Source organism: Haloechinothrix salitolerans, assembly GCF_042662605.1.
Classification (GTDB): domain Bacteria; phylum Actinomycetota; class Actinomycetes; order Mycobacteriales; family Pseudonocardiaceae; genus Haloechinothrix_A; species Haloechinothrix_A salitolerans.
The window spans coordinates 154065-180049 of the sequence record NZ_JBHSXX010000001.1 but is presented as its reverse complement, the minus strand read 5'-3'; the positions used below and the strand labels follow the sequence as shown (position 1 = coordinate 180049).

General features: G+C 65.4%; 26 protein-coding genes and 2 tRNA genes. 18 read left to right on the top strand and 10 right to left on the bottom strand.

Going from position 1 to position 25985, the window contains the following annotated elements; genetic code table 11:
• Positions 1–11 precede the first annotated feature (11 nt).
• The 7 genes from gnd to ACFQGD_RS00805 all read left to right on the top strand — a co-directional run bounded on the left by gnd (position 12) and on the right by ACFQGD_RS00805 (position 8595).
• Positions 12–911 (top strand): phosphogluconate dehydrogenase (NAD(+)-dependent, decarboxylating), encoded by a 900-nt coding sequence (gene gnd, locus ACFQGD_RS00835; protein WP_345392227.1) that lies wholly within the window; start codon positions 12–14, stop codon positions 909–911.
• Positions 912–953: 42 nt separating this feature from the next.
• Positions 954–2126 carry a DNA replication/repair protein RecF gene (gene recF / locus ACFQGD_RS00830; protein ID WP_345392224.1) on the top strand — a complete coding sequence of 391 codons (1173 nt, stop codon included), beginning with the start codon at positions 954–956 and terminating at the stop codon, positions 2124–2126.
• A gap of 235 nt (positions 2127–2361) precedes the next feature.
• On the top strand, positions 2362–2850 hold the full coding sequence (locus ACFQGD_RS00825; RefSeq protein WP_345392221.1) for a DciA family protein: 489 nt from the start codon (positions 2362–2364) through the stop codon (positions 2848–2850).
• Positions 2851–3081: 231 nt separating this feature from the next.
• Positions 3082–5052: a DNA topoisomerase (ATP-hydrolyzing) subunit B gene (gene gyrB / locus ACFQGD_RS00820; protein WP_345392218.1), complete on the top strand. Its 1971-nt coding sequence runs from the start codon at positions 3082–3084 to the stop codon at positions 5050–5052.
• 76 nt (positions 5053–5128) lie between these two features.
• Entirely contained in the window at positions 5129–7642 is a 2514-nt protein-coding gene (gene gyrA / locus ACFQGD_RS00815) for a DNA gyrase subunit A (protein ID WP_345392215.1), read from the top strand.
• Between the two features lie 43 nt (positions 7643–7685).
• Positions 7686–8441, top strand: a complete 756-nt coding sequence (locus ACFQGD_RS00810) for a DUF3566 domain-containing protein (RefSeq protein WP_345392212.1) — start codon at positions 7686–7688, stop codon at positions 8439–8441.
• 80 nt (positions 8442–8521) lie between these two features.
• Positions 8522–8595, top strand: a tRNA-Ile gene (locus ACFQGD_RS00805).
• Positions 8596–8905: 310 nt separating this feature from the next.
• On the opposite strand, the gene ACFQGD_RS00800 is transcribed toward ACFQGD_RS00805, so the two are convergent.
• The 4 genes from ACFQGD_RS00800 to ACFQGD_RS00785 all read right to left on the bottom strand — a co-directional run bounded on the left by ACFQGD_RS00800 (position 8906) and on the right by ACFQGD_RS00785 (position 11646).
• Positions 8906–9328 (bottom strand): DUF6114 domain-containing protein, encoded by a 423-nt coding sequence (locus tag ACFQGD_RS00800; protein ID WP_345392209.1) that lies wholly within the window; start codon positions 9326–9328, stop codon positions 8906–8908.
• Entirely contained in the window at positions 9328–9960 is a 633-nt protein-coding gene (locus ACFQGD_RS00795) for a DUF6230 family protein (protein WP_345392206.1), read from the bottom strand. The genes ACFQGD_RS00800 and ACFQGD_RS00795 overlap by 1 nt, the downstream gene beginning before the upstream one ends.
• 118 nt (positions 9961–10078) lie before the next feature.
• A complete protein-coding gene (locus ACFQGD_RS00790) occupies positions 10079–10663 on the bottom strand; it encodes a TetR/AcrR family transcriptional regulator (protein WP_345392203.1) in 585 nt (194 codons plus the stop codon).
• Positions 10664–11073: 410 nt separating this feature from the next.
• The gene (locus tag ACFQGD_RS00785; RefSeq protein ID WP_345392200.1) at positions 11074–11646 is read right to left on the bottom strand and encodes a winged helix-turn-helix domain-containing protein; all 573 of its coding nucleotides are present in this window, start codon (positions 11644–11646) and stop codon (positions 11074–11076) included.
• A gap of 140 nt (positions 11647–11786) precedes the next feature.
• Here ACFQGD_RS00785 and ACFQGD_RS00780 point away from each other — a divergent pair, with 140 nt between their 5' ends.
• The gene (locus ACFQGD_RS00780) at positions 11787–12995 is read left to right on the top strand and encodes an MFS transporter (protein ID WP_345392197.1); all 1209 of its coding nucleotides are present in this window, start codon (positions 11787–11789) and stop codon (positions 12993–12995) included.
• Between the two features lie 23 nt (positions 12996–13018).
• On the opposite strand, the gene ACFQGD_RS00775 is transcribed toward ACFQGD_RS00780, so the two are convergent.
• From ACFQGD_RS00775 to idi, 3 genes are all read right to left on the bottom strand, one after another.
• On the bottom strand, positions 13019–13375 hold the full coding sequence (locus ACFQGD_RS00775; protein WP_345392194.1) for a VOC family protein: 357 nt from the start codon (positions 13373–13375) through the stop codon (positions 13019–13021).
• An 83-nt stretch (positions 13376–13458) separates the two neighbouring features.
• A complete protein-coding gene (locus tag ACFQGD_RS00770; protein ID WP_345392466.1) occupies positions 13459–14325 on the bottom strand; it encodes a DUF6597 domain-containing transcriptional factor in 867 nt (288 codons plus the stop codon).
• Between the two features lie 72 nt (positions 14326–14397).
• Entirely contained in the window at positions 14398–14973 is a 576-nt protein-coding gene (gene idi, locus ACFQGD_RS00765; protein WP_345392191.1) for an isopentenyl-diphosphate Delta-isomerase, read from the bottom strand.
• Positions 14974–15290: 317 nt separating this feature from the next.
• Between idi and ACFQGD_RS00760 the strand changes: the two genes are divergently transcribed.
• Both ACFQGD_RS00760 and ACFQGD_RS00755 read left to right on the top strand, forming a co-directional pair.
• Positions 15291–15479 carry a DLW-39 family protein gene (locus ACFQGD_RS00760; RefSeq protein WP_345392188.1) on the top strand — a complete coding sequence of 63 codons (189 nt, stop codon included), beginning with the start codon at positions 15291–15293 and terminating at the stop codon, positions 15477–15479.
• A 29-nt stretch (positions 15480–15508) separates the two neighbouring features.
• Positions 15509–15581, top strand: a tRNA-Ala gene (locus tag ACFQGD_RS00755).
• A gap of 121 nt (positions 15582–15702) precedes the next feature.
• On the opposite strand, the gene ACFQGD_RS00750 is transcribed toward ACFQGD_RS00755, so the two are convergent.
• On the bottom strand, positions 15703–16047 hold the full coding sequence (locus ACFQGD_RS00750; protein ID WP_345392185.1) for a hypothetical protein: 345 nt from the start codon (positions 16045–16047) through the stop codon (positions 15703–15705).
• A 283-nt stretch (positions 16048–16330) separates the two neighbouring features.
• On the opposite strand from ACFQGD_RS00750, the gene ACFQGD_RS00745 reads away from it, so the two are divergent.
• The 6 genes from ACFQGD_RS00745 to ACFQGD_RS00720 all read left to right on the top strand — a co-directional run bounded on the left by ACFQGD_RS00745 (position 16331) and on the right by ACFQGD_RS00720 (position 23133).
• On the top strand, positions 16331–18700 hold the full coding sequence (locus ACFQGD_RS00745) for a cache domain-containing protein (protein WP_345392182.1): 2370 nt from the start codon (positions 16331–16333) through the stop codon (positions 18698–18700).
• A gap of 5 nt (positions 18701–18705) precedes the next feature.
• On the top strand, positions 18706–19911 hold the full coding sequence (pgsB, locus tag ACFQGD_RS00740; RefSeq protein ID WP_345392179.1) for a poly-gamma-glutamate synthase PgsB: 1206 nt from the start codon (positions 18706–18708) through the stop codon (positions 19909–19911).
• Positions 19908–20390 (top strand): poly-gamma-glutamate biosynthesis protein PgsC/CapC, encoded by a 483-nt coding sequence (locus ACFQGD_RS00735; RefSeq protein WP_345392176.1) that lies wholly within the window; start codon positions 19908–19910, stop codon positions 20388–20390. Before pgsB ends, ACFQGD_RS00735 begins: the two co-directional genes overlap by 4 nt.
• An 8-nt stretch (positions 20391–20398) precedes the next feature.
• A complete protein-coding gene (locus ACFQGD_RS00730) occupies positions 20399–21502 on the top strand; it encodes an NlpC/P60 family protein (RefSeq protein WP_390220999.1) in 1104 nt (367 codons plus the stop codon).
• 163 nt (positions 21503–21665) lie between these two features.
• The gene (locus tag ACFQGD_RS00725; RefSeq protein ID WP_345392170.1) at positions 21666–22514 is read left to right on the top strand and encodes a hypothetical protein; all 849 of its coding nucleotides are present in this window, start codon (positions 21666–21668) and stop codon (positions 22512–22514) included.
• Positions 22515–22698: 184 nt separating this feature from the next.
• A complete protein-coding gene (locus ACFQGD_RS00720) occupies positions 22699–23133 on the top strand; it encodes a DUF6918 family protein (protein WP_345392167.1) in 435 nt (144 codons plus the stop codon).
• An 84-nt stretch (positions 23134–23217) separates the two neighbouring features.
• On the opposite strand, the gene ACFQGD_RS00715 is transcribed toward ACFQGD_RS00720, so the two are convergent.
• Positions 23218–23961, bottom strand: coding sequence for a hypothetical protein (locus ACFQGD_RS00715; RefSeq protein WP_345392164.1), 744 nt, complete (start codon positions 23959–23961; stop codon positions 23218–23220).
• A gap of 95 nt (positions 23962–24056) precedes the next feature.
• On the opposite strand from ACFQGD_RS00715, the gene ACFQGD_RS00710 reads away from it, so the two are divergent.
• The gene (locus ACFQGD_RS00710; protein WP_345392161.1) at positions 24057–24605 is read left to right on the top strand and encodes a peptidylprolyl isomerase; all 549 of its coding nucleotides are present in this window, start codon (positions 24057–24059) and stop codon (positions 24603–24605) included.
• Between the two features lie 7 nt (positions 24606–24612).
• Positions 24613–25551, top strand: coding sequence for a rhomboid family intramembrane serine protease (locus tag ACFQGD_RS00705; RefSeq protein ID WP_345392158.1), 939 nt, complete (start codon positions 24613–24615; stop codon positions 25549–25551).
• On the opposite strand, the gene ACFQGD_RS00700 is transcribed toward ACFQGD_RS00705, so the two are convergent.
• On the bottom strand, positions 25541–25969 hold the full coding sequence (locus ACFQGD_RS00700; RefSeq protein ID WP_345392155.1) for a PH domain-containing protein: 429 nt from the start codon (positions 25967–25969) through the stop codon (positions 25541–25543). The two genes, ACFQGD_RS00705 and ACFQGD_RS00700, sit on opposite strands and share 11 nt — an antisense overlap.
• Positions 25970–25985: the final 16 nt, after the last annotated feature.

Genomic DNA, 25985 nt, shown 5'->3' with positions numbered 1-25985 from the left:
GTGAACCGAGAGTGCAGTTGGGCCTGATCGGCCTGGGCAAGATGGGCGCCGGCCTGCGGGCACGCTTGATCGCCGCGGGTCACGACGTGGTTGGCTACGACACCGACCAGACCATCAGCGACACCGCGTCGCTCGCGGACCTCGTGTCCCGCCTCGACGCCCCAAGGGTTCTGTGGGTCATGGTGCCGTCGGGCGAGCCGACCCGGGCGACGATCGCCGAGCTCGCCGACCTGCTCGGCGAAGACGACCTGGTGATCGAGGGCGGCAACTCCCGGTTCACCGACGACACCGCGCACGCTGAACTGCTCGCGACGCGAGGTATCGGTTACCTCGACGTCGGGGTGTCCGGCGGCGTCTGGGGTGAGAAGAACGGGTTCGGGTTGATGGCAGGCGGGTCCGAAGCCGATGTGGCGCGAGCGATGCCGATCTTCGACGCACTTCGCCCCGAAGGCCCCCGAGACGAGGGGTTCGCTCATGCGGGTGACGTCGGTGCTGGCCACTTCGCGAAAATGGTCCACAACGGCATCGAGTACGGCTTGATGCAGGCGTACGCCGAGGGCTTCGAACTGCTCGCGGCCGCGCGGGAAGTCACCGACGTGCCCGCCGTGCTCAAGGCGTGGTCGCGGGGAACCGTCGTCCGGTCCTGGTTGCTCGATCTGCTGGTAAGGGCGTTGGAGGAGGACCGAGACCTCACCGAGGTGAAGGGCTACGTCAACGACTCGGGCGAGGGCCGCTGGACCGTGGAAGAGGCGATCAACCATGCCGTACCCGCGCCGGTGATCTCCGCCGCGCTGTTCGCTCGGTTCGCTTCCCGCCAGGACGACTCACCCGCGATGAAGGCCGTTGCCGCGTTGCGTAACCAGTTCGGCGGCCACGCCGTCACCCGTAGCGGTGACGACGATGAGTCCTGACCTGGTGTACATGTCGACATATCGACGCCGCTGAGTGAGCCGATGTACGTTCGCCGCTTGCAGCTCACCGACTTCCGGTCATGGCCGCACGTTGACCTCGATCTCGGCACCGGCCCGATGGTGTTCGTGGGGCAGAACGGCAGGGGAAAGACGAACCTGCTGGAAGCCGTCGGTTACCTCGCGACGCTCGGCTCGCATCGAGTGTCCAGCGACTCGCCGCTGGTACGGCATGAGTGTGAGCGCTCGTTGATCAGAGCCGCTGTGGTCAACGGTGACCGGGAGATGACCGTCGAGCTGGAGATCAGCCCCGGTAAGACCAATCGCGCGCGTATCAACCGGGGTCAGCCCACCCGGCCGAGGGACATGCTCGGCATCGTGCGAACCGTGCTGTTCGCTCCCGAGGACCTCGCGCTTGTCAAAGGCGACCCGAACGAGCGGCGGCGGTTCCTCGATGATCTTCTCGTGCAGCGGGCGCCGCGCTTCGCTGGGGTGCGTTCGGACTATGAGAAGGCGTTGCGCCAGCGCAACGCCCTGCTAAAGACGTCGGGCAAGCGCAAAGGCGGGCGTGGTGGTGGCCATGACGACCCGTATGCGGAAAGCACCCTCGACGTGTGGGATACCCAGCTCGCTGAGGTGGGCGCGCAACTGCTCGCCGGTCGGCTTGACTTGGTCGCGGAGCTGGCTCCGCATACCACAGCCGCTTACGAAGGCATCGCCGGACACAGCCCAGATCGGCAGGCACGGGTCGCGTACCGGGCCAGCGTCGGCGACGCGATCCCGGACGGCTACGGCGTACCGGGTGGCAAGCAGGCTGAGCCCGACACGCTGACGGAGATCCTGCTGGACGCGTTGCGGGAGTCACGCGAGGCTGACCTGGAGCGCGGGGTGAGTTTGGTCGGTCCTCACCGGGATGAGCTGGCACTGATCCTCGGTGATGCCCCGGCACGCGGCTACGCCAGTCACGGTGAATCGTGGTCGTTCGCGCTCGCGTTGCGGCTCGGCTCCTACGAGCTGTTGCGGGCGGAGTGGGGTGATCCGGTGTTGTTGCTGGACGACGTATTCGCCGAGCTCGATCAACGGCGGCGGGCTAGGCTCGCCGACGTCGCGGCGAGCGCGGAACAGGTGTTGGTGACCGCTGCCGTGGACGACGATGTTCCGAACGAGCTGACCGGAATCCGGTACCGAGTGGCTGACGGGGTGGTGACACGTGAGTGAATCACGAAGTAACCGAACACCTCGGGTGACATCGACACGTCGCCAGGATCACCCAGCTGGGGATAACCCTGTGGATAGTGTGGATAACACTGGGCACGAGCGCGCACAGGACGTAGGCAATCACCCACAACGGGCAACCGATCACTCGCCCGGTTGTGAATCGGCGCCGCAGCCGGTTACGCAGCAGGACGGCGCTGCTCCAAACGAGCAAGCAGAATCGGGACGGGATCTCGCCATGTCCGCGTTGCGGGAGGCGCAGCGGCGGGCGGCGGCGCGCGGCACCCAGCCCGGTGTGCGGGCGCGGCGCGCGACTGGTGGTGGTTCCCGCAGGTCACGGCGCAGGCGGTGGTCCGGACCGGGTGCGGATGACCGCGATCCACAACCCCTTGGCCGGCTGGCGTCCCGGATAGCCGCGGACCGGGGATGGGCAGGCAAGTTGACCAACGGCAAGGTGTTCGGCGAGTGGGCGCGGCTGGTCGGTCCCGACGTCGCCGAGCACGCTGAGCCGGTGTCGCTGCAGGATGGCGAGCTGACCGTGCGGGCTCGCTCGACCGCGTGGGCCACCCAGTTGCGCTTGCTGCAACCGCAGCTCATCGCCAAGATCGCCGCAGGGGTCGGACACGGCGTCGTCAAACGAATCAAGATCCAGGGGCCGACGTCGCCGAGCTGGCGTCATGGTCCCCGGCACGTGCCTGGTCGAGGGCCACGAGACACCTACGGATGAGTCGCGCGACCCGCTGACTCCAATGCCCGCTGAGGCGCGAGTGGAAGCACTCGCGGGCGATCGGACACGACTGGGTTCGAATTCGGCGCTCTGTGACGCGTCTAGGGGTGTCCTTGACGCATGTGAGCGAGTACGGCCAAGTAGACTTAGGGCAGTGCGTGGAATGGTTCTTCGAACGGACCCGCGCGCGGACACCCTTCGCTGACTCGAAGACAGGGAGACACCGAGCCGGTGGCAGCCAACAAGAGCGACTACAGCGCATCATCCATCACCGTGCTGGAGGGCCTCGAGGCCGTTCGTAAGCGCCCCGGCATGTACATCGGATCCACCGGTGAACGCGGTCTGCACCACCTCATCTGGGAGGTCGTGGACAACGCCGTCGACGAGGCGATGGCGGGCCACGCGAGCAAAGTGGAGGTCACCCTCCTCAACGATGGTGGGGTCAAGGTCACCGACGACGGCCGTGGCATCCCGGTCGAGATGCACCCCACGGAGCAGAAGCCGGCCGTCGAGCTGGTGCTGACCGTGCTGCACGCGGGCGGCAAGTTCGACGACAAGTCGTACGCGGTCTCCGGCGGTCTGCACGGTGTCGGTGTCTCGGTGGTGAACGCGCTGTCCAAGCAGCTTGATATCGAGATCCACCGCGGCGGCACGATCTGGACGCAGCATTACGAGAGGTCCGTTCCGGGCAAGCTGGAAAAGCAGGGTGCGACCACGCAGACCGGGACGACTATCACGTTTTGGGCAGACGACGAGATTTTCGAGACCACCCACTACAACGCTGAGACCGTGGCCCGCAGATTGCAGGAGATGGCGTTCCTGAACAAGGGGCTGACCATAGTCTTGCGGGACGAGCGGATCGCCGACGAGACCGCGGAGGACGCCAGTGGGGAACAGGCCATTCGTAAGGAGTTGGTCTATCAATACCCAGGCGGTCTCGAGGACTTCGTCAAGCACATCAACGCCGCGCGTGAGCCCATCCACGACAAAGTGATCGCTTTCGAGGCCAAGGCCGAGGAAGAGGGCGTGCAGATCGAGGTCGCGATGCAGTGGAACAACGGCTTCACGCCGTCTGTTTACACCTTCGCGAACACCATCAACACCCATGAGGGCGGCACCCACGAGGAGGGCTTCCGGGCCGCGCTGACGCGCGTGGTCAACGCGTACGCGCGCGACAAGAAGCTGCTCAAGGAAAAGGACACCAACCTCACTGGCGACGACGTCCGCGAGGGCCTCGCCGCTATCGTGTCGATCAAGCTGGCCGAGCCGCAGTTCGAGGGACAGACCAAGACCAAGCTTGGCAACAGTGAGGCCAAGTCGTTCGTGCAGAGCACGACCAACGAGTGGCTGTCCGACTGGTTCGAGCGCAACCCGTCCGAGGCGAAGGCGATCATCTCGAAGGCGGTTTCGTCCGCGCAGGCGCGGCTCGCGGCGCGCAAAGCGCGTGAGCTGGTGCGGCGGAAGAGCGCGATGGACATCGGCGGGCTTCCTGGCAAGCTCAAGGACTGCCGCTCCAACAATCCCGATGAGTGTGAGCTCTACATCGTCGAGGGTGACTCGGCGGGCGGCTCGGCCAAGGAAGGCCGGGACTCGATGTATCAGGCGATCCTGCCGATCCGAGGCAAGATCATCAACGTCGAGAAGTCCCGCATCGACAAGGTGCTCAAGAACAACGAGGTGCAGAGCCTCATCACGGCGCTCGGCACCGGTATCCACGACGACTTTGACATCTCGAAGCTGCGCTACCACAAGATCGTGCTGATGGCAGACGCCGACGTCGACGGTAAGCACATCACGACGTTGCTGTTGACGTTGCTCTTCCGGTTCATGACACCACTGGTCGAGCACGGGTATGTGTATCTGGCTCAGCCACCCCTCTACAAGCTCAAGTGGCAGCGCGGCGAACCCGGCTACGCCTACTCCGACCGCGAGCGGGACGGCTTGCTCGAGGAGGGGCTCGCGGCGGGCCGAAAGATCAACAAGGACGACGGGATTCAGCGGTACAAGGGTCTCGGCGAGATGAACGCCGATGAGCTGTGGGAAACCACCATGGATCCAGCGAACCGTCTGCTGCGTCAGGTGACACTCGACGACGCCGCGCAGGCGGACGAGCTGTTCAGCGTGCTGATGGGTGATGACGTCGAATCCCGCCGTTCGTTCATCACCCGCAACGCCAAGGACGTCAGATTCCTCGATGTCTGATCAGTGCCTCTGACGCCAGACGTCACTCGGAACTGATCGCAGCGACAAACCCCGTGAGCAAGAGAGAAGAGCAGACGTGACCGAAACTCTGCCTCCGGACCGCGGCCGTATCGAGCCGGTCGACATCCAGCAGGAGATGCAGAACTCCTACATCGACTACGCGATGAGCGTCATCGTGTCGCGGGCGCTGCCCGACGTGCGCGACGGCCTCAAGCCGGTGCACCGCCGGGTGTTGTACTCGATGTTCGACACCGGCCTCCGACCCGACCGCAGCTATACCAAGTGCTCGCGCGTCGTCGGTGACGTCATGGGTAACTACCACCCGCACGGCGACTCGGCGATCTATGACGCGCTCGTCCGGCTCGCGCAGTCGTGGTCGATGCGGTATCCGCTGGTCGACGGACAGGGCAACTTCGGCTCGCCGGGCAACGATCCAGCTGCGGCGATGAGGTACACCGAGGCTCGGCTTACCCCGCTGGCCATGCACATGCTGGCCGACATCGAAGAAGACACGGTCGACTTCTCCGACAACTACGACGGCAAGACGCTCGAACCCGATGTGCTGCCGTCGCGTATCCCGAACCTGCTGGTCAACGGTGGTTCCGGTATCGCGGTCGGCATGGCGACCAACATCCCGCCGCACAACCTGCGCGAGGTCGCGGAGGGTGTGTACTGGGCGCTGGACAACTGGGAAGCGGGCGAGGATGAAACGCTCGCCGCGATGCTGCAGCGCATCAAGGGGCCGGACTTCCCGACCAGGGGACTGATCCTCGGCACCAACGGCATCGATGAGGCCTACCGCACTGGCCGCGGCTCGGTGCGGATGCGTGCGGTGGTCGAGGTCGAGGAGGACGTCAAGGGCCGCACGATCCTGGTGGTCTCAGAGCTGCCATACCAGGTCAACCCGGACAACCTGATCGAAAACATCGCCGTCCTGGTACGCGACGGCAAGCTGACCGGCATCGCCGACATCGCCGACGAGTCCAACAAGCGCAGCGGCATGCGCATCGTGATCACACTGAAGCGGGACGCGGTCGCGAAGGTCGTGCTGAACAACCTCTACAAGCACACCCAGCTGCAGCACAGCTTTGGCGTGAACATGTTGGCGATCGTCGACGGTGTGCCGCGCACGCTGCGGCTCGACCAGATCATCCGGCACTACGTCAAGCACCAGGTCGACGTCATCATCCGGCGCACCCGTTACCGGCTGCGCAAGAAGGAAGAGCGCGCGCACATCCTGCGTGGTCTCGTCAAGGCGCTGGACATGCTCGACGAGGTCATCGCGCTGATCCGGCGGTCGCCGACCGTCGACGAGGCGCGGACCGGCCTGATCGAGCTGCTCGACGTCGATGAGGTGCAGGCCACCGCGATCCTCGACATGCAGCTGCGCAAGCTGGCCGCGCTGGAACGTCAGAAGATCGTCGATGAGCTGGCCGAGATCGAGCGCGAGATCGCGGACCTCAAAGACATCCTCGACCGGCCGGAGCGGCAGCGGCAGATCGTCAAGGACGAGTTGACCGCGATCGTCGAGAAGCACGGCGATGCCCGTCGCACGCAGATCATCCCGTACGACGGCGATGTCTCGGTCGAGGACCTGATCGCCGTCGAGGACGTCGTCGTCACGATCACTCGTACCGGGTACGCGAAGCGGACCAAGACCGACCTGTACCGCTCGCAGAAGCGCGGTGGCAAGGGTGTCCAGGGCGCGACGCTGAAGCAGGACGACATCGTGCAGCACTTCTTCGTGTGCTCCACGCATGACTGGATGCTCTTCTTCACCAACAAGGGCCGGGTGTATCGGGCGAAGGCGTACGAACTACCTGAGGCGAGCCGGAACGCGCGTGGCCAGCACGTCGCGAACCTGCTGGCGTTCCAGCCGGATGAGGAGATCGCCCAGGTCATCCAGATCAAGGACTACGAGGTCGCGCCGTACCTGGTGCTGGCGACCAAGGGCGGGCTGGTGAAGAAGTCACGGCTGAGTGACTTCGACTCCAACCGCAGTGGTGGCCTGATCGGCATCAACCTGCGCGATGGCGATGAACTGGTCGGCGCGGTGCTCGCGTCCTCTGACGACGACCTCCTGCTGGTTTCGTCCGAGGGGCAGTCGATCCGGTTCCACGCCTCCGACGACGTGCTCCGTCCGATGGGTAGGGCGACGTCCGGTGTGCTCGGCATGCGGTTCAACGAAGGAGACGAACTGCTCGCCATGGACGTCGTGCGAGAAGGGACGTTCCTGCTGGTCGCGACCACGGGCGGTTACGCGAAGCGCACCGCGATCGAGGACTATCCCGTCCAGGGCAGGGGTGGCAAGGGTGTGCTCACACTCCAGTATGACAATCGTCGTGGCAGGCTGGTGGGAGCGCTCATCGTCAACACAGACGACGAGCTCTACGCCATCACATCAACCGGCGGTGTGATCAGGACCGGCGCGAACCAGGTTCGGAAGGCTGGCAGGCAGACCAAGGGCGTACGGCTGATGAACCTGGACGAGGGGACCACGTTGCTCGCGGTTGCGCGTAACGCGGACGAGCCCAACGATGTCGGTGAGGCAGCTGAGCCGGAGTCGACGGACTTGGAATCAGCGGAGTGACAGCGGCGCCGACCGCGCCGTAAGTGAGCGAGGGACCACGGTTATGGCACCACCCGAAGATGGCAGGAAGGTCGGCGACGTGGAACAGGACGTCGATCAGGAACCGAACGGTGAGGTGCATCAGCCGCCGTGGCAGCGGGTGGCGAAGGAAACGGCGGAGGTGTCCTCGGACGCGGACACCGCGTACTTCCCGACGCGGTCCGAGGACCACGAAGGTGACGCGAGGACGCACGATGGCGAGGGCCTTACGTCTCATACTGGTGACCTGCCCGTTGTGACCGGTTCTGCCGCCGGCGGAATGTTCGGCGGCGCCGGCATGGGACAGCAGCAGTATGGGAACTCCAGTGCGGTGAAGGGACAGGCCAACGTGGGTGCGGCGGGGGCGGACACGACCACGCGGACAACGCCGTCCGCGCTGCGCAGGCCGGGTCGGGGTCCCCGACGCGCGAGCCTGCAAATCAAGCGGATCGATCCGTGGTCTGTGCTGAAGCTGTCCCTCGTGCTCGGCGTGGCGCTGTTCCTGGTGTGGCTGGTCGCGGTTGGGCTGCTCTACATCGTCCTGGACGGCATGGGCGTGTGGGACAAGCTCAATGGCACCTACACGTCGCTGGTCTCCGGCGAGGGTGAGGCCGTATCCGATCCGCTCATCAGCGCGGGCAATGTCTTCGGCGTCGCCGCCATCATCGGCATGATCAACATCGTGCTGATGTCGGCGTTGGCGACGGTGTGCGCGTTCATTTACAACGTCTCGGCTGACCTGGCCGGTGGGCTCGAAGTGACGCTTTCCGAGCGGGAGTAGCGCGTGCGCTGGCGGTTCGCTGGCATCGCCCCCGGTGCTGGAGCGACCGAAGGGATGGGGTAGTCTTTTCGATGTTGTAGGGGCCTATAGCTCAGACGGTTAGAGCGCTTCGCTGATAACGAAGAGGTCCCAGGTTCAAGTCCTGGTAGGCCCACCCACAACGCCGCCCTGACCAGCACGGACGGGGCGGCGTTGTTGTGCGTAGAGTCCCGGGAGGGACTGGGCCGTAGCCAAATGCATGCAGTTGCCCTACCGACACCGACGTTCGACGCTGCTGCCGATGAGGGGTCCGGTCGGGCATATATCCAACCCTTCCTCCCAGGACGTCGCCGAGCTGCGCAACCAGCACTCGTTGCGGCCCATGAGTGGCATATACGAGGGAAGCTAGACAGAGGATTGGCTCGCCCTCAACCGTGATAGCCAAGCCTGTCGGTGAGATTGGACGATTGCTTTCGCTTCGCTGTTTATCCGCGAGCTCGTGGTGCTGGTGACGGTCGTGGGCGCGGTGGCGTTCGCGGTGGTGTTGGGTCGGGTGTCCAGGCGAAGCTGAGGCAGCCGCCGATGATGCTGAGTAGCGTGCCGAGGAGGAATCCGCCGAGGTTGGTGTAGATGAAGGCGGCGAGTGCGAGCAGCACGGTCGTGATGCCCAACAGGATGCGCTGGTCGGGCAGGAACCACTGCAACGGGCCGATCGCGGTGATGAGCCCACCCAGTAGGAACCCAGCCAGCCCGGCTACGCCTGGCAGCATCAGTACGGTGAACTGGTTGGCGGGCAGCAGCACGATGGTCAGACCACCGGCCAGGGTGAATACGCCTGCCCAGAACGGTCTGCGATGCCGCCACCGGCGCCACCACGCCAGCGACTGCCCCAGGCTCAGATGCGGCATCAGAAGCATTCCCGCACGTTGCGTCCGGCGGTGAGGTCGACGGCGGAGAGTTTCAGCCCGCTTGTGGTGACCCAGCGGACGTCGGCGTGTAGGTCAAGCAGCACCGAGCGGACGGTGATCGGCAGCGTTCCTGGGTGACCGGAGTCGACGGGCGTTCCATTGGCGTTGGTGTCGTGCCGGTTGAGTGCGAGCGTGTCACCGGCGAGGTTGGCGCCGTCGATGTTCTCGATGGCGAGTTTCACGTCGTCGGCTTGGAAGGGCTGTCCGTCAGGTTTGGTTTCCACTCGCAGTACGTAGTCGCCGATGGGGGTGTCGACCTTTCCTGAGCCGCACAAGCCGCTCGAGCGCACCCCGGACAGGCCGACGACCACCACGGTGTGTTTCTCGCCGTCCTGGGTCTCGAAGAACCGCGGAAAGGCCCCGTAGCCGGTGGCGGTCATCTCGTTGATCTTGATCTTGATTCGCTGCTGACCCTCGGTGGCGATGGCGATCGGCAACGTGCCGTTGAGTACCCCGATGACCATCAGGACAACGACGACGAGTGTCGGGGTCAGTAGCCCGAGGAAGCGGCGCCACCGCGTATGTCCGGCTGTGACGGTCGTGCCCGCCGTGGTCGGATTCCCGGTCGTCATCGCGGCGCACCTTCCTCCACGCAAACGCGAGCGCGCGTGTCAACGCATCCACCTCGACAGGACCCAAACCTGGTGGTTCGATACTGCTAGTCTCGCACAGAGACTAGTGGTTCACAATCTAGGTCTGGTCGTGGGTGTTGGCGGCGACGAAGTCGTTGACGATGCGGGCGCAGAACGCTTCGTCGATCGGCTGGTCGGTGACCAAGCGGTTGAAGATGAGCGGTCCGACGAGCTGGGCCAAGGCGGTTCCGGGGTCCAGGTCGGAGCGCAGCGTCGCGCGCGCGTCGTCGCTGGTGAGGATGGCATCGAAGGGCTGCCTGTATTGCTCGATGATTCGGCGTCGCAGCAAACGCAGCCGTGGTCGCTCCTCGTCTTGCCCGCCAGCGCCGGGCTCGCTCTCGACCGAGCCCCGCAGACTCAGCCCCAGCCAGGACAGTACCGTGAGCTGGAGTGGCGCGTTTTCGATCAACTTCGCCTGACTGGTCAACAGTGTTAGTAACTGCTCGCGCACCGGGCCCTGCGGTGGAGCGGGCGGTACCGGTGGGATGAGGCGTTCAAAGGCCGCTGCGAGCAGTTCGGTACCGGTGCCGAAGTGTCTATACAGCGTTGCTCGCGCGACGCCCGCGGTTCGGGTCACCGCGTCGATGGTGACCGCGTCGATCCCGCCTTCGCCCAACAGCCTGGTCGCCGCGTCGATGAGCATGGCGCGAGACCGGGCGGGCCGCGGATCCTCGCCGGGACCCGCTGTTTCCGGTGTTGAGGGCATTGCGGCGTTTGGCGGCATTTCGTCCCCTCCTGGTGGAATTGTTGGCGGGTGGAAGCCCAGGGTGGCTCGGTCGTCCTGGTGTCCGCAGCTTATGAACGATCAGTCTATGACAGAGACTGACGGTCTCATATCAGCCAGTCTGGGCGTCCGATGAGAATGGCGGATTGCGAACCTCGTTTTGATCCCAGGTGCGAATCGCCGAACTTGTGGTCTACCGGGCCGGTCACCGTCGAATACGGCCGCGGCGGCGTAACCCCGTCGGCGGCACCAACGGCTACACCCTCGATCACCTCGTCGACGCACTCAGGCGCCGACCTCCACAGTCAGGGGCCTGAGTTGTTTCCGGATCAGTCCTCGTCAGCGAGTCGGTGCAGGACGAAGATGCCGCCGAACACGGGTTGGTCGCGGCGGGCTTCCTCAGTCTCGACGTACTCATCAAGGATCGCGCAGATTCGGCGATCCAACTCAGCGATATCCTCGGGCGAGAGGTGCAGCATGAACCGCGCGTAGGTCTGGACGGAGTCTGGACCCGCCTCCCGCAGTTCGTCCTGAAAGGCCTCGATAGGAGCTAGCGCGCCTTCGGCCTCCGTCTTCATTCGGGGAGCGGATAACCACCAGGTATTGGTCGCTGACCGGTAGGGCTTTTCCAAGGCGCCGCTGTCGCCGCTTCGTACCGGCGCTTGTTCCAAGAAGCCCGCGTCGACGAGTTGGCGGACGTGGTAAAGGACAGTCCCCGGGTCACGATCCAGCCGATCAGCCAGCTGCTTGTTCGTCAGTTCGCGCTGCCGGCATAGTCGCAAGATCCGTAGACGGAGCGGATGCCCCAGGGCCTTAGCCTCTTCCGCCGTTACCTCACGTCGCTCCCGTAGTTCAGGCACGACTCGCGTCGACGACTGCCGCTCACTGCCCTGATCGTCCATGCCCGCAGGATAGTACGGATCGATGGAGACATCATATCGATGGAATTTTCTCAATCGATGTGCGATTATCGATCAGCGTGATGGATGACGGTCTTATCGCCGGGAATGCTCCAACCGCGCCCCGGCCGGGACGAACGGTCTTGGGAACCAACTACTGGCGGTTGTGGACGTCGTCCGGCCTGTCCAACCTCGCCGATGGGATCATTTCGGTCGCGCTTCCCCTGGTAGCCATACAGTTCACGCGGTCGCCCACGCTGATCGCTGGGCTGACGGTCGCGGTGACGCTGCCGTGGCTGCTTTTCGCACTTCCCGCGGGTGCACTCGCCGACCGACTCGACCGCCGTAGGGCAATGCTCGGCGCCAACAGTGTCCGGGCCCTGTTGATCGCGGTGCTGGGACTAGCTGTCATCCTTGACGCCGGTTCGATTTGGGGGCTGTATGCCATCGCGCTCGGCCTTGGCGTGGCCGAGACGATCTATGACACGTCGGCCCAGTCGATCATGCCGCAGGTGGTGCCTCCTGACCTGCTACCGCGGGCGAATGGGCGCCTGTATGCGGCGGAGTTGACCGCCAACGAGTTCATGGGCCGCCCCTTGGCCGGTTTTCTGGTGGCGACAGGGACTGCTATCGCCTTCGCGGCTCCGGTAGCGCTGTGGGGCCTCGCGGTGGTGGCGCTGGTGTTCCTGCGTGGTTCGTTCCGGGTCGAGCGATCCCAGCGCACGAGCATGCGTCATGACATCGCGGAAGGGTTGCGCTTCCTATGGCGTCACCGGCTGCTCCGGACGTTTGCTGTCATGACCGGCCTGTTCAACTTCGCGACCAGCGCGATGTTCGCTGTCTTCGTGCTGTACGCGGTCGGGCCGAGTTCCGCGATGGGGTTGTCTGAGCAGGCGTTCGGCGTGCTGTTGGCGGCCGTCGCCGGGGGCAGTCTGTTTGGATCGTTCGTCGCCGAGTCAGTCGGCCGGGTGCTCGGTCGGGCCCGCGCGCTGGCACTGTCGATCTTCCTTGGAGCCCTGCTTGTCGGTATCCCGGCCGTGACGGCGAACCTCTTCGTCATTGGCGCCGCCTTCTTCTTGGGAGGTACCGGCATCGTGATCTGGAACGTCACCGTGGTGTCGCTGCGGCAGCGGATCACGCCCAACGGGCTGCTAGGCCGTGTCAACAGCGGCTATCGGCTCGTCGCATGGGGAACCAAGCCACTCGGAGCGCTCGCGGGTGGACTACTGGCGCAGCTGCTCGGACTGCCGCCCACGTTCGCGATCATGGCGCTGTTGGTGTTCACCATGCTTGTTGGCATGGCGATCGCGACTGACGACAGGATGGACGCCGCCGAACGTGCGGTCGCATGAGCCTAGCTCCACTCATACTGATCTCACTCAAGGTGAGCGAGCACGTTGATGATCGTGCCGCTCGGATCTTTCACGAAGAAGCGACGCACTCCCCATGGCTCGTCTGTCAGTGGGTAGACGACCGACAGGCCGCGTTCGACCGCCGCGGCGTGTGCGGCGTCCACCGCGGCCGGGTCACCGACGTCGACGCCGAAACGCGGTTGCGGGTTGTCCATGCCTGGTGGCGGGATGATGACCTGTGCTGTCGGATTGGTCGGCGAGGTCAACCCGAGCACCGGCTCGTGCATGGCGACCTGAAGTCCGAGCACCTCGACGTAGAACTCCCGGGAACCGTCGATGTCGGTTCCGTCGGCATACGGCACGATCCTGCTTGCTGACACGTGAGCGACCTCCTGGGTTGGTCTGGCTATGCGTTGGCGCCGTCGGTAACGAGACAGTGCTGGCCCGCCTGCCATGGTGATGACTAGACCTCGCGCGGGTCTTGGACAGATACGAAACGGCTTACGGGCGGTAAAGGCACGTGATTGAGCCGTTCGCCTCGGTGGCGCAGATACGTGGTGGGCGTGAGACCGCAGTGGGCGCGGAACTCCCGGATGAGGTGCGCCTGGTCGGAGTATCCGTGCTGCGATGCGAACGTTGACCAGCCGAGCCACGCGGCGTCGTCGATGCGCCTGAGCGCTGAGCGGAAGCGTTGCAGTCGCTGATAGGCCTTCGGTGACAGTCCCACATCGGCGCGGAAGACTTGCTCAATGCGACGTGGCGTGTACCCGAACCGCTCGCCAAGCTGGCCGACACCGTGCTGCGTTGGCGTGCCGGACAGGTAAGCGGTCGCAACGGCAGCTAACGGGTGTGCGACTCGTGTGGAATTGGTGAGTCGGTAGCTCAATGCGGATTCGAGTGTGCGGAGCCGCGTTGATGCGTCGGGCGCGGCGACCAGTTGCTCGCGCAGCCGATCGGCGTCGGCGCCCCATAGATCGTCCAACGCGACATGGCGATCGCGCAACTCGTGCACGGACACGCCAAGCAATGGCCGCGCTCCACCTGGATGGCACACCACCCCGAGAACACTCGACTGCTGAGCCGTGTCCAACACGTACGGGCGCTGGTATGGCCCTGCTACGACCGCGCTTGGACAAGTTCGGAGCGCCGGTTCTTTGCCAGGAAGCCTGAAGAAGTCCTCACGCAGGTTGAACAGGATCTCGACCGCACCCGTCGGGAGGCGCAACTCTTCCCGGGGTGCCGTGGTTTCACCCACGCAGTCACCCTCGAAAAGCCAGATCGACTTCACGGAGGTGGCAGTGGGGGCGCGGGGCACCAGCGATGTGAACATCGTGCTGGCCACGTTAGCGCTGATTCGTGGCCGGGACGAGCGACGGTCCGTGTTAGTAGCTTGGTGTCGCGGCTACGCCCGCGCCGCTGGCGGCAGTTCCGACGTGCTGGCGACATCCCAGTCGCGTGGATCGTCCGACAGTTCGCTGAGCGCGACGACCTGTTCATAGCACCACGGGGAGATGGTGAGCTCACCGCTGAGGACGCCCGAGACGAAGGTGTCCCACGGCAACCAAAGGGTGTCCGAGACCTCAGTCGGCTCGGGCCGTGGCATGTCGTCCGCGCGCACCCGAAAGACCGGGCAGATCTCGTTCTCGACGACGCCGTTGGGCATTTCTGCGCGATAGCGGAACGTCGGCAGCACAAGGTCGACCGCCGTGCTTGCCAACCCAAGTTCGTCCTGGAGCCGCCGGACTACGGCGTCGGGGAGTCCCTCGTTCGGTAGAGGGTGACCACAACAGCTGTTGGTCCAGGCGTGGGGCCAGGTTTTCTTCGTCGCGGCGCGGCGGGTGATCAGAAACTCACCACGTGCATTGAAGACGTACGCGGAGAAGGCCAAGTGCAGCGGAGTCTCGCGGTGGTGGACGGTGGCCTTGTCGGCGGTGCCGATCCGGTTGCCCTCGTCGTCGACGAGTACGACGTCCTCCACTGTCAGCTCCCTGCGTTCCGATCGACGTGGCCAACGGCCACGAACCGCCATCCATTGATGCCGTTGGTGCGCACGTGCGACTCCTGTGGGCTGCCGAGCGGACTCGGGATGGAACTCGAACAGACCAAGATACCGGGTGGCCGCGGGAAGGCACATGCCACGCGACATGCCAGGCGCATGTGCCGTCCCACCCCCTGGCATGCGAGCCGTGCGTGTTTCACGTGAAGCATCGCGTTGGGTGGGGTGCGCGACACTTAGGCAGCGACAGGCGGTAGCATCGGGCAAGTTCGGCGTAGTGCGGAGGAGGCGAAGCGGTCATGAAGAAGCTGCTGGTGCTGGCTGGTATAGCAGGCGTGCTCTTCGTGCTGAAGCGGAACAAGGACGCGAAGTCCGAGGCGGACCTCTGGCGTGAGGCGACCGCCCCGTCCGAGACACCGCTTGGTTCGGCTAGCACGAACGGCTCGGCTCCCGCGAAGAGCGCGCAGGGGGCGTCCGGCCAGAACTGATCCATCCGTGAGCGCACCGCTCACGGCGAGGGGCCGTAGCTCAATTGGTAGAGCGCCGCTTTTGCAAGGCGGAGGTCAGGGGTTCGATTCCCCTCGGCTCCACATTGTGTTACCTGGGGAAACGTGCCGATTGGTGGGCGAATCGCATCGAACGCCGGGAGCACGCCTGCATGTTCGGCGCCACCCGGGCGAGTTCAGCCGATTTGCGGTCTTCTCGTTTACGTCAACCGCAACAGAATAGGTTGTCGCAGGTCTGCCCAACTTCGCTGCCATAGGCCACGAAGTGTCGAATTGGCGCCAGGGCTTTCGCGGTGGTCTGGGAATCGAGCACCGGGTTGCTCTTCTTGATGGCTGACTGGCCCCACGCGGAGGGGGTCTCGTCCAGGTCGAAGCGTCTATCGCCATCTACGAACAAGGTCCACATCGGGTGGTCTGGGAAGGCGTTGAGGCGCAGGACCCACCACTGACCATCAACGAGCGCCGCGTGAGGGAAGTATGCGTCGCCCGTCCGGCACCACCGGGGTCGCTTGGACGGTTCCGGTTCATGGCCGAGGTGCCGCTGATCCATCAGCTCAGTGTGGCGTAGACGCAGTCCGGCAGACTGTGCGGCGGCTCACAATACCCCTTCCGCCGTTCGGACGCAGTTCACTCTAACGACGTAACGTCTGCTGCGTCGCGCGACGATACATCCCGATGGGCCGGGATGACCGCTTCTAAGGGGTTAACACGATTGGGTAAAGTGCGGGGTCGCGCGCGGACGAAGTGTGCTCGCTGCGGGGGGATCCGTAGCTGCCGGGGAGGAGTGTCAGAGGGTGCGACGCGTTCGACGACGCGGAGCGTCGCAGCGTGCCGTGACGAGCGCGGTTGAAGCTAGTGAGTTCCGGAAGCAGATTCCACAGGCGGGATTTCCCAGCGGCGTAGCCGTGCCAAGCGCCATCGCGCTGATTCTGCTCTTGGTGCTGGCAGGAGGCGGATGGCTGCTGGTCGGCGCCGATCGTTCCGATGAAGTGGTGGCCACGGCCGTTGTGGACTCTCAGATGGGTCTGACCCGTGACCTCGCGGATATGTTCACCGAGCAGGCGCAGGATGCGGTAACGGAGTTGCGGGCTGCGGTTGACGCGGCTGAAGACGCGCACTTTGCCCAGCCGGCACGGCTGGTTAAGAACGTGGCGCGCGGCGCTCAGTGGCACGGCGTCGCACTGTTCGGCCGCGAACGCGGGAAGCTGCGAGCCGGCCACGGCGCGCCGGTACCGCTCCCGCCATCGACGGCGCGGTCGCTTGACCGCCCGGCCATCATCCCGGCCGCCACTGGCGGATCCGCGGTGGATTTCGTTGTGGCTATGCCGCTCGATCGTCGCGCCGACTCGTCGCTGCTAGCAGCGATCACTCGTATCGACGTGACTTCCGACGCCCGATTGGTCGGCGAGGACCGCACGATGCTGCTTGTTTCCGAAGGTGAGGTGTTCGCCGCATCCGGGCTTACGCGTAAGCCCAGTGTGTCCGACCGAGCAGCGGGCCGCGTGCGTACCGCCGCGACGCGTGGGTCCGCGGGCAGCTTCGTCACCCCGTTGCGGGAAGGTGCACCGCCGGGGGACGCCGAGGACACAGGGGATGCGCCCGGCGAGCGCGCTCGGGTGACAACCTATGCAGCATTGGGTGACGCCGAGACCGCGGCGATCCATGTCGTGCTCATGGGTGACGTCGAAGCCCAGCGAGCACGCCAAGATGGCGACGCTGCCGCCGTGCTCGCGGTCCTGGCCGGCCTCGCGGTAGCGGGTTTCCTGGCCCTCCGGCTGTGCATCGTGCGGCCCGTGCGGAGGCTGCGGGCAGACTCACTTGTGGTCGCGGTTGGTGGGCTTGGCAACGCGATCCGTCGCTCCCGCATACGCGAGATCGACAAGCTCACCGGTGTGCTTGACCGGGTGCGCCTTGGGTTGGGTGGGACCGAGCGAACTCGTGATATGCGCTTTCCCTGGGTCCGGATATCCGCGAGTACGGTTGTCGTCGGCTTCGTCGTGGCCGCGCTCGGGTGGTCTTGCTACGTCTTGGTGGCGTTCGGTCGCGACCCGGGTGTCCCCGAGCGGTTGGTGACCGACACCGCCGATGAGGTGCGACGACTAAGTGCGTCCGTCTCTGACGTGCTCGATCGCGGGGTCGCGGACCTGCGCGACATCGCGGGGACTGACGCCGCCGCGCCGGACGACGTCGATGCTCCGTTGCGCGAACTGTCGCGCATGTCGCGATACCGATCGGTATCGGTGGTCGCCGACGAGGGCGACGTCGTTTCGGTGTGGGGTCAGCGGCCACGCTTCGCCGTGGACGAGGTACCCGAGGGCGACGGCGTCCGGCAAGCCAACACCAGTGGTCGTGTGCCGATCGTCTACGCGCACGCCTCGCTCGGAGACTCCGGACACGTGCTGGTAGCCGAATTCGATGTCTCGTATCTGCTCCACCTGGTACGGGAACGGCATGGTCACGTCCGGCTGGTCGACGCGGGTGAGCGCGTCATCGCTGACACGGATGGCTTCATCGCGTTCGAGCGGGTCACCAACGATGGCGTCGAGTCCCTGCTGGCCGAAGTAGCCGGCAGCCCCGTGGCGGCCGGTGTCTACGGCACCGGCATCGACGCCGAGATCATCGCTGTCGCGCCGATCGCCGATGGCGGCGCCGCCGAGCTGGGGTGGAGAGCGGTAGCGCAGAAGCCCATCGTGGAGTTGGCGCTGCCCGCCATCGAACAGCGCCGTGCGGCGTTGACCATCGCACTGCTCGTCGCGCTCGTCGCCGTCATCATCGGCGGCTGGCACTTCTTCGTGTTCGTCAGACCGTTGCAGGAGCTCGGTGCGTCGGCCGAAACGATGCTGCGGTCGCCGAGGGATATCGTGCTGTACCCGCAGCGGCACGATGAGATCGGTGCGGTCGCGGTTTGCCTCGAGGTATGTCGCCGAGCCCTGCTCCGCGGACCGGACCAGCTCGGCACGCTGCGCCAACTCGGGCCAGCGGAATTGCGTACCCGCCAGCTGCGACCGGTGCGGCCAGTGCGGCCGCGTGCTGACGCTGCCCCACGCCAGCAGGTGCCTCGCCCCGGCTATCCGCAGCCCCCGAGTCGCCAGCCCGCTGGCCCCGGAGCGTCCGCACCGCGTTCCGGGAGGTCACCCGCACCACCACCCCGTCGCCCCATGCGTGTTCCGCCCCGTGACGCGGGCGATCAAGGACGGGGATAGCCGAGATGTTGTTCCTCTACGTCGTGCTCCTTTCCGTGTCGGCCTGTCTGCTCGTCGCGGGCATCGTCGAGCAGCGCAGGCATTACACCCACCTTGAGTCGATTCCGCACCGCGTGCTCGTCAACGGCATCCGAGGCAAGAGCTCCATCACGCGATTGTGCGCGGGTGCCCTGCGCGGCGGTGGTATGACGACCGTCGCCAAGACGACAGGCACCGCGGCTCGCTTCATCTATCCGGACGCCAGTGAGGTGCCGGTGTATCGCAAGTTCGGCATCGCCAATGTCGTCGAACAAATCGGGATCGTCCGCAACGCCGCCGCGTACCGGCCAGCGGCGCTCGTCATCGAGTGCATGGCTGTCAACCCGGCATTGCAGGAAGTCAACCAGGAGAAGCTCATTCGCTCCACGATCGGTGTGTTGTGCAACGTACGGGAAGACCACCTGGACGAGATGGGCCCGACGTTGGACGATGTCGCCCGCTCGCTGAGCCGCTCGATGCCGATCGGTGGTGTCTGTGTCACCGCGGAACGTGAGCGGCTGCCGATCCTGCGCGAAGAGGCTAACGCCCGCGACTGCCAGCTGATCGCGGTGGATCCGGAATCGGTATCAGACGACGAGATGCGCGGTTTTCGCTCCATCATGTTCAAGGAAAACGTCGCTATCGCGCTGAAGGTGGCCGAGCTGCTTGGTGTCAGCAGGCGCGACGCGCTCATCGGCATGATCGCGGCGCCGCCGGATCCTGGTGCGCTGAGTGTCGAGGAGTACACCGTGCACGGCACGTCGCTGCGATTCGCCAACGTGTTCGCCGCGAACGATCCGGAATCCACGCTGATGAACATCCGACGGCTCCTCGCGCAGCGGGCCATCGCACGGCCGCTGCACGTCGTGATCAATTGCAGGCCCGACCGCATGGAGCGTAACCAGCAGATGGGCTCTCTCATCGCCGATATTGACCCAGACGGTGTGGTGCTGATCGGAGAGCCGGTCCGCAGCGCACGGAGCACCATCCCGAGCGGGTGGCAGGACCGTGTACTCGATCGCGGTGACAACCCAGACATCGACGCGGTGCTGGCTGACGTCGCGAACAGCCTCGGGTCGGCCGGGTCCCTCGTGGCGATCGGCAATATCCACGGGCAAGGCGAAGTACTGATTGAACGGCTGGCGGCGTCGAAGACCGTGGGAGAGCCGGTGCGGACGGGGGTGCTGCGGTGATCTCGGGGTCGCTCAGCCCGGAGGTAGCGACCTTGGGGCTGGCCATCGGGCTGGTGTTCTCGCTGGTGTGCTACCTGACGACCAACCTCTCGCCGGGAGGGATGATCACACCTGGCTGGCTAGGGCTGACCATGGTCGAGGACCTGCGCAAGATCGCGATCATCGTCCTGGTCACCGCGCTGACCTACGCCGGGACCCGCGTCTTGCAGCGGTTGGTGATCCTCTACGGTAAGCGGCTCTTCGCCGCCGTCGTGCTGCTCGGCGTGGTGTTGCAGACGACGTTCTTCATGATCGTGCAACAGGATTTTCCGTTGGTCTTCGCGCATCAGACGCTTGGCTTCGTAGTGCCAGGACTGATCGCGTACCAACTGGTAAGGCAGCCACCGGTCGCGACTCTGGCTGCCACGGCCACGGTCAGCCTCGCCGGGTACGGCGTGCTGGCTAGCGGAGTGCTTGTAGGCGTCCTGCCGACATTGTGATGCCGGCGGTGACGAGAAAGAAGGGAGAGCGGGACGTGCGTCGAGCGCGACGAGGCGGGGGCAAAGCCGCCGAGATCACGGTACTCGCGGTTGTCATCGCCGTTTCAGGCGTGGTGGTGACCATGCTGGGCGACGACGAGGAGCCCCAGCAGACGGCTGCGGTAATGGCCCCAGAAGGGCTGACGGTGAACCGGCAGCCGCAAGCCGAGTTCGCGGCGGCGAATGTGAGCGCGGGCGACTTCACCTACGAGCGGATCGCCGATCCGGCCAGGACGGTCGTGCGCGACGCCGATGGGAGAGTGCGCGCGACGTTGACTGACGGGGCGCGCACCGTAGTGACGTATGGCGCGCGGCGCAGGCTGGCGGAGGACCAGTTCCCTGGTGCGGCGGTCAACACGACCGCATACGTGCACCTGCTGCCGCGACCCTGGCAGCAGGGAATGCGATCCGAGCCGTGGTTTGGCGATTGGCTGCGGAAGAAGATGTCTGGTCGCCAGCCAGACTTGCTGGCTATCGGCATGCAGTACGTCGACGGCGTCCCCGACAAGCGCGATGCCAACGGCGTACGGACGCGGGGTGATGCCTCGTTCGGGCCGCTCAATCCGGAGAGCAGGATCGGTCGTGACCAGCAGAACGACTTCTACGACTACCTCGGCATCAGCTGGGACTTCGGTGCTGAAGGGGTGCAGTACCCGGAACGGCGTCGTTACGGCGCGGTGGACTGCTCAGGTTACGTTCGGCTGGTCTATGGCTACCGGGGCGGTTACCCGTTGTCATCCACCGCGACGGCCACGGCCGCGTTGCCGCGGCGGGCTCACGAGATCGGTACCGTCGGCCCCGGGATTCAGATCATCCCCGACCGGCAGGTCAAAGCCACCGCCTATGGCAGGCTTCAGCCGGGCGACCTGCTGTTCTTCGATAACGATCCCACCACAGGCCCTCGGCTGGACCACGTGGGCATCTATCTCGGCATCGACACCGAGGGGCATCACCGTTTCCTGTCCAGTCGCGCCAAGGTCGACGGACCTACCATGAGCGACGTCGGTGGGGCCTCGTTGCTTGACAGCGGTGGTTTGTATTCTCGCGCGTTCCGTTCGGCGAAACGGCTGTGAACGCCCTCCCCACGTGACCGCTGTTCCGACGCCGCCGAGGGCGGCATACGGCGTAGTCGCTCAGGCGATCGGAGTAACGATCTTCTGGTGAGAACGACATACGGGGTGAAGCGATCAAATCGATCAGCCCGGATCGTCGGGAGGAATCATGAGGAGCTCGGTCATGAGGGGCGCCGCGCGCGTCGCCGCTGTGTCCGCCACGGCCATCGTCCTCACCTTTGGTTTCGTGGCCGCGGGAGCGGGCGCGGAGCCAAGTGGCAACGGCAACGGCGCGGAGGCCTCGGCCTCAGCGCAGGGTAAGCCCGACGACACCGGCAAGCCCGACGAGAAGGGCAAGCCACGGTCCAATCGCGGTAAGGGGCAGTCACCGCAAGGCACGTCGTCCCAGGGCAAGCCGTCCAGCGAGGACACCAATAGCCCGCAGCCGCCGTCGAACGCCGACTACTCCGGTAATGGCGCCAATACCCACGGCCCGTATGACTCCACCCGCGACGGCTCGCCGTCGCGAAACGGCAACGGCGACGGCAAGGCGAAGGGCAAGCCCTGTGCTGGCTGCGTCGGTAAGGCCGACAACAAGAACCCGCCGGGGCAGATGCCAGGCGGCTCCGACCCGAACGCGGGCTACGAGTGCGACACCAACAGCGGAATCGGCAAGAGCAACCCCGCGCACACCTCGTGCCAGGAGCAGCCACCCACGACGCCGCCGGAAACCACGCCGCCGGAAACCACTCCACCGGAGACGACACCACCGGAAGGCACACCGACGACAACGACGGAACCACCCACCACGACGGACACAACGCCGCCTGAGACGTCGACTCCGCCAGCGCCAACGCCGCCGGGGGAAACCCAGCCGCCAGCAGGCGGGGAAGCGCCTGAGGCGGCTCCTGAGACGTTGCCGACGACGGGTGTGAACGCGACCCTGCCGGTGCTTGGTGGGCTGGCCGCCGTGCTCATCGGCGGTATCCTGCTGCTACTCGGCAGGCGCTGGGCGAGCGCTCGACAGCGCTAACGACACCACCTGATCGAGCCAACTAGCATGTCGCGAGCCCAGTAACGTACTACACACGCACGGTGACCGCGGCTGGGTACCCGCTTCGGGCGAGTTGGAGCCCTGTACTAGGTTGTCCCGCGCGCTCACACACTCGTGTGAGTTACCCCTCGTATAGCTTGTCAGCATCGGAAGGCGGGAATCCGTGACTCAAACGCTCAAGGCAGCATTGCTCGACTCGTCGAAGCGACCCCAGGTCGTCGCCGACTTCGCTCAGATGATCGACGACGAGGTCGACGACAAGGGCATCGCCATCAAGAGCGGCTACGGCGTCGTGAAGAAGCTCAAGCCGGGCATCATCTCGGACGCCGTTGACTCGCTGCTCGACGAATTCACCGAGAAGCTGGAGCCGTTCTACGCCGAGTACGCCGCATCGGGCAGCGGCTCGCTCGGTGACTACTTCAGCTCGCGTTCGGACGAGGTGGCGGACGCGCTGCTCTCCGTCACCGACGCGCGTGCCGAGCGCTCCAGCCGTGAGTCGATCAAGAAGGTCTACGACAAGCTGCGTCCGAGTGGGAAGAAGAACGTCGAGGAGGCGCTTCCCCGGCTCGGCGCGGTCATCGAGAAGCACACTGCCTGAGCGGCCCAAGTAGCACAGCCGCATCAGGCAACGCACAGAAAAGGGGCGGGAACCAACGTCGTTTCCCGCCCCTTTCGTATGCCGTCAGGACTGCTTGCCGGTCGACGCCTCCGTGTCCTGCTGGCCGTTGCGTTGCTGCGGCGCCTGCTGCGCACCGCTAGACGACGTGGCGCCGGACGTGCCTGTCGCCCCGTCGTCCGACCTCGGCGGCACCAGCGAGAGTGGTGGCTCTGACTTGGGCCGCATCGCGTAGGCCGCGCCAGCGGCGACAGCGCCGAGTCCGATGACGAGCGGCCAGCGGCGCTTCTTCGCGCCCTTGCCGGACGCCGCATCCTGGCCCTTCTTCGCCGCCTTGGCGGCCGCCTTCAGCTCCTTGGCCGCCGACTTGGCCTCTGACCTGCTCATCTCGTGTTCCTTGCGGCGCTTCTTCTGCTCCGCGGCTTGCTTCTTCAGGTCCTTGTAGGCCTTCTTGCGGTCCTTGCGGGACTTCGGCTGGGAGTCCTCCTGCTGCTTCCTGGCCTTCTTGCGGTCCTTACGGGAGCGCTTCTCGGCCTCCTCCTGCCATGCCGTCTTGCGGGTGTCCCACTCTTCCTGGAGCTGCTCACGTGCCTGGTGCGCCGCTTCCATCACGTCGGCCCTGATCTTCTCCGTGTCCTCCTTCGCGGCTTTCCTAGCCTTCTTGGCGCTGGTGGCGAGGTCCTTCTTGGTCTGCTTCGCCGCCTTCTTGAACTGCTTGCGAGCGCGGCGAGTCGTCTTTCCGGCCTCGTCACGCACCGATTCGGCGCCAGACGAGATAGTGCCGGCCAGTTTCTCCGTGGCCGTCGTCATGGCCTTCACCTCAACAATCGGTTGTCACGACGTATCTGCCAGTACCCATCCTGCCCGTTGACACGCTTCTTCGCTCGTGATGGCACGATGATTGGGTGACTGAAAGCAATCAATCGCCCGGCCGAGCGGTCAAGGCAACGCTGCATACCACTCTCGGCGACATCAACCTGAAGCTCTTTCCGGATCATGCGCCGAAAACGGTCGCGAACTTCGCAGGCCTCGCGGACGGCACGAAGTACTACTCGCAGCCGAATGCTAAAAATGAGACCGAAGGCCCGTTCTACGACGGTTCGATCTTTCACCGGGTCATCGAGGGCTTCATGATCCAGGGCGGCGACCCGACCGGCACGGGGCGCGGCGGTCCCGGTTACCGCTTCGGCGATGAGTTCCATCCCGAGCTGCAGTTCGACCGGCCCTACCTGCTGGCGATGGCCAACGCGGGCCCCGGTACGAACGGCTCGCAGTTCTTCATCACGGTCGCGCGCACGCCGCACCTGAACTTCAAGCACACGATCTTCGGAGAGGTCGCCGACCAGGAGTCCCGCGACGTCGTCGACTCGATCGCCACCACGGCGACCGGCACGGCGGACCGGCCTCTCGAAGACATCGTGATCGAGCGCGTCTCCATCGAGTACGAGGACTGACACGGCGGTGTCCGAGCAGGCGGAGCAGCACACGATGAACACCTGCTGGTGGCACCCGGATCGGCAGACCGGGCTGCGCTGTGCGCGGTGCGAGCGTCCAGCGTGCCCGGAATGCCTGCGGGAAGCGTCGGTCGGCTACCACTGTGTCGACTGCGTTCACTCGGCTCGTAAGCAGGCCAAAGCGCGGGCCGCGTCGTACCGCAAGGCTGGTTTCGGATATCGAACCGTCGCTGGCGCACGGGCGTCCTCCCGCGTCGTCGTGACGCCGGTGCTGATCGCGATCAACGCCATCGTGTTCGTCGTGACGGCGGCACAGGCGCAAAGCGTGATGGCCAACCAGGCGTCGCCGTTGTTCGCCGAGGGCACGCTGTTCACACCAGCCATCGCCGTCAACGGTGAGTGGTGGCGGCTGGTCACGTCGGGTTTTCTGCACTTCGGACTGCTCCACCTCGCGGTGAACATGCTGATGCTGTGGCTACTCGGCAGGGACCTCGAGCTGCTGCTCGGCAAGATCCGTTACACGGTCGTCTACCTGCTGTCACTGCTCGGCGGCAGTGTCGCGGTGTTCACGTTCGAGAGCCTGCTGAAATCGACGGCGGGCGCGTCCGGCGCGCTCTATGGGGTGCTGGGCGGGATGCTCGTCGCCGTGTTGCGGTTGAAGCTGAACGCGACGCCGGTCATCGGCGTCATCGCCATCAACCTGTTCATCAGCGTGCAGATCGAGGCGATCTCGCTGCTCGGCCACCTCGGTGGCCTCGTGATCGGCGCGTTGGCGACGGCGGCGATGGTCTACGCGCCGGAGCGGCGCAGGGTGGCGATGCAGACGACGGTGGCGGTGCTGCTGCTCGCCGCGATGGTCGGCATCGTGCTGACCCGCGACGCTCAGCTCACCACGGACTACATCTGTTCCCAGGTGAACTGCTTCGCGCCCGGCACTAACGCCTGAGTCGGTTGAGGTCGTCGAGGACGTCGTCTGGATCGGCGCCGAGATCGAGCCAGCCGAGGACGATGAGCCTCGGCTCCTCACTGACGTCGTCGAACTCCAACTCCAGGGTGGTGCCGTCCCTGCCGAGCCTGCGGGTGGTCACAAGGCGCGCGTGTACCGCGGGCCATGGGGCGAAGTCCGTTCCGGTGAGGGTGCGGACACGCACGCCGTCGGCGTCGGCGCGCAGCCGGGGACGCACCAGGGCGCCGTAGCCGGTCGCCATCGCAGAGGCGACAGCGAACACGCCGATCAGCAGCGCGCTCTGCGGGTCAGCGGTGGTCGCGAACCACACGGTCGCGGCCGCCGCGCACACCGTCAGAGCGGCCCCGACGCCAAGGAGTGATGGTTTCGGTCCCCAGGATGACCCTGGGTTATCCACATGGGTTCCCTGATCA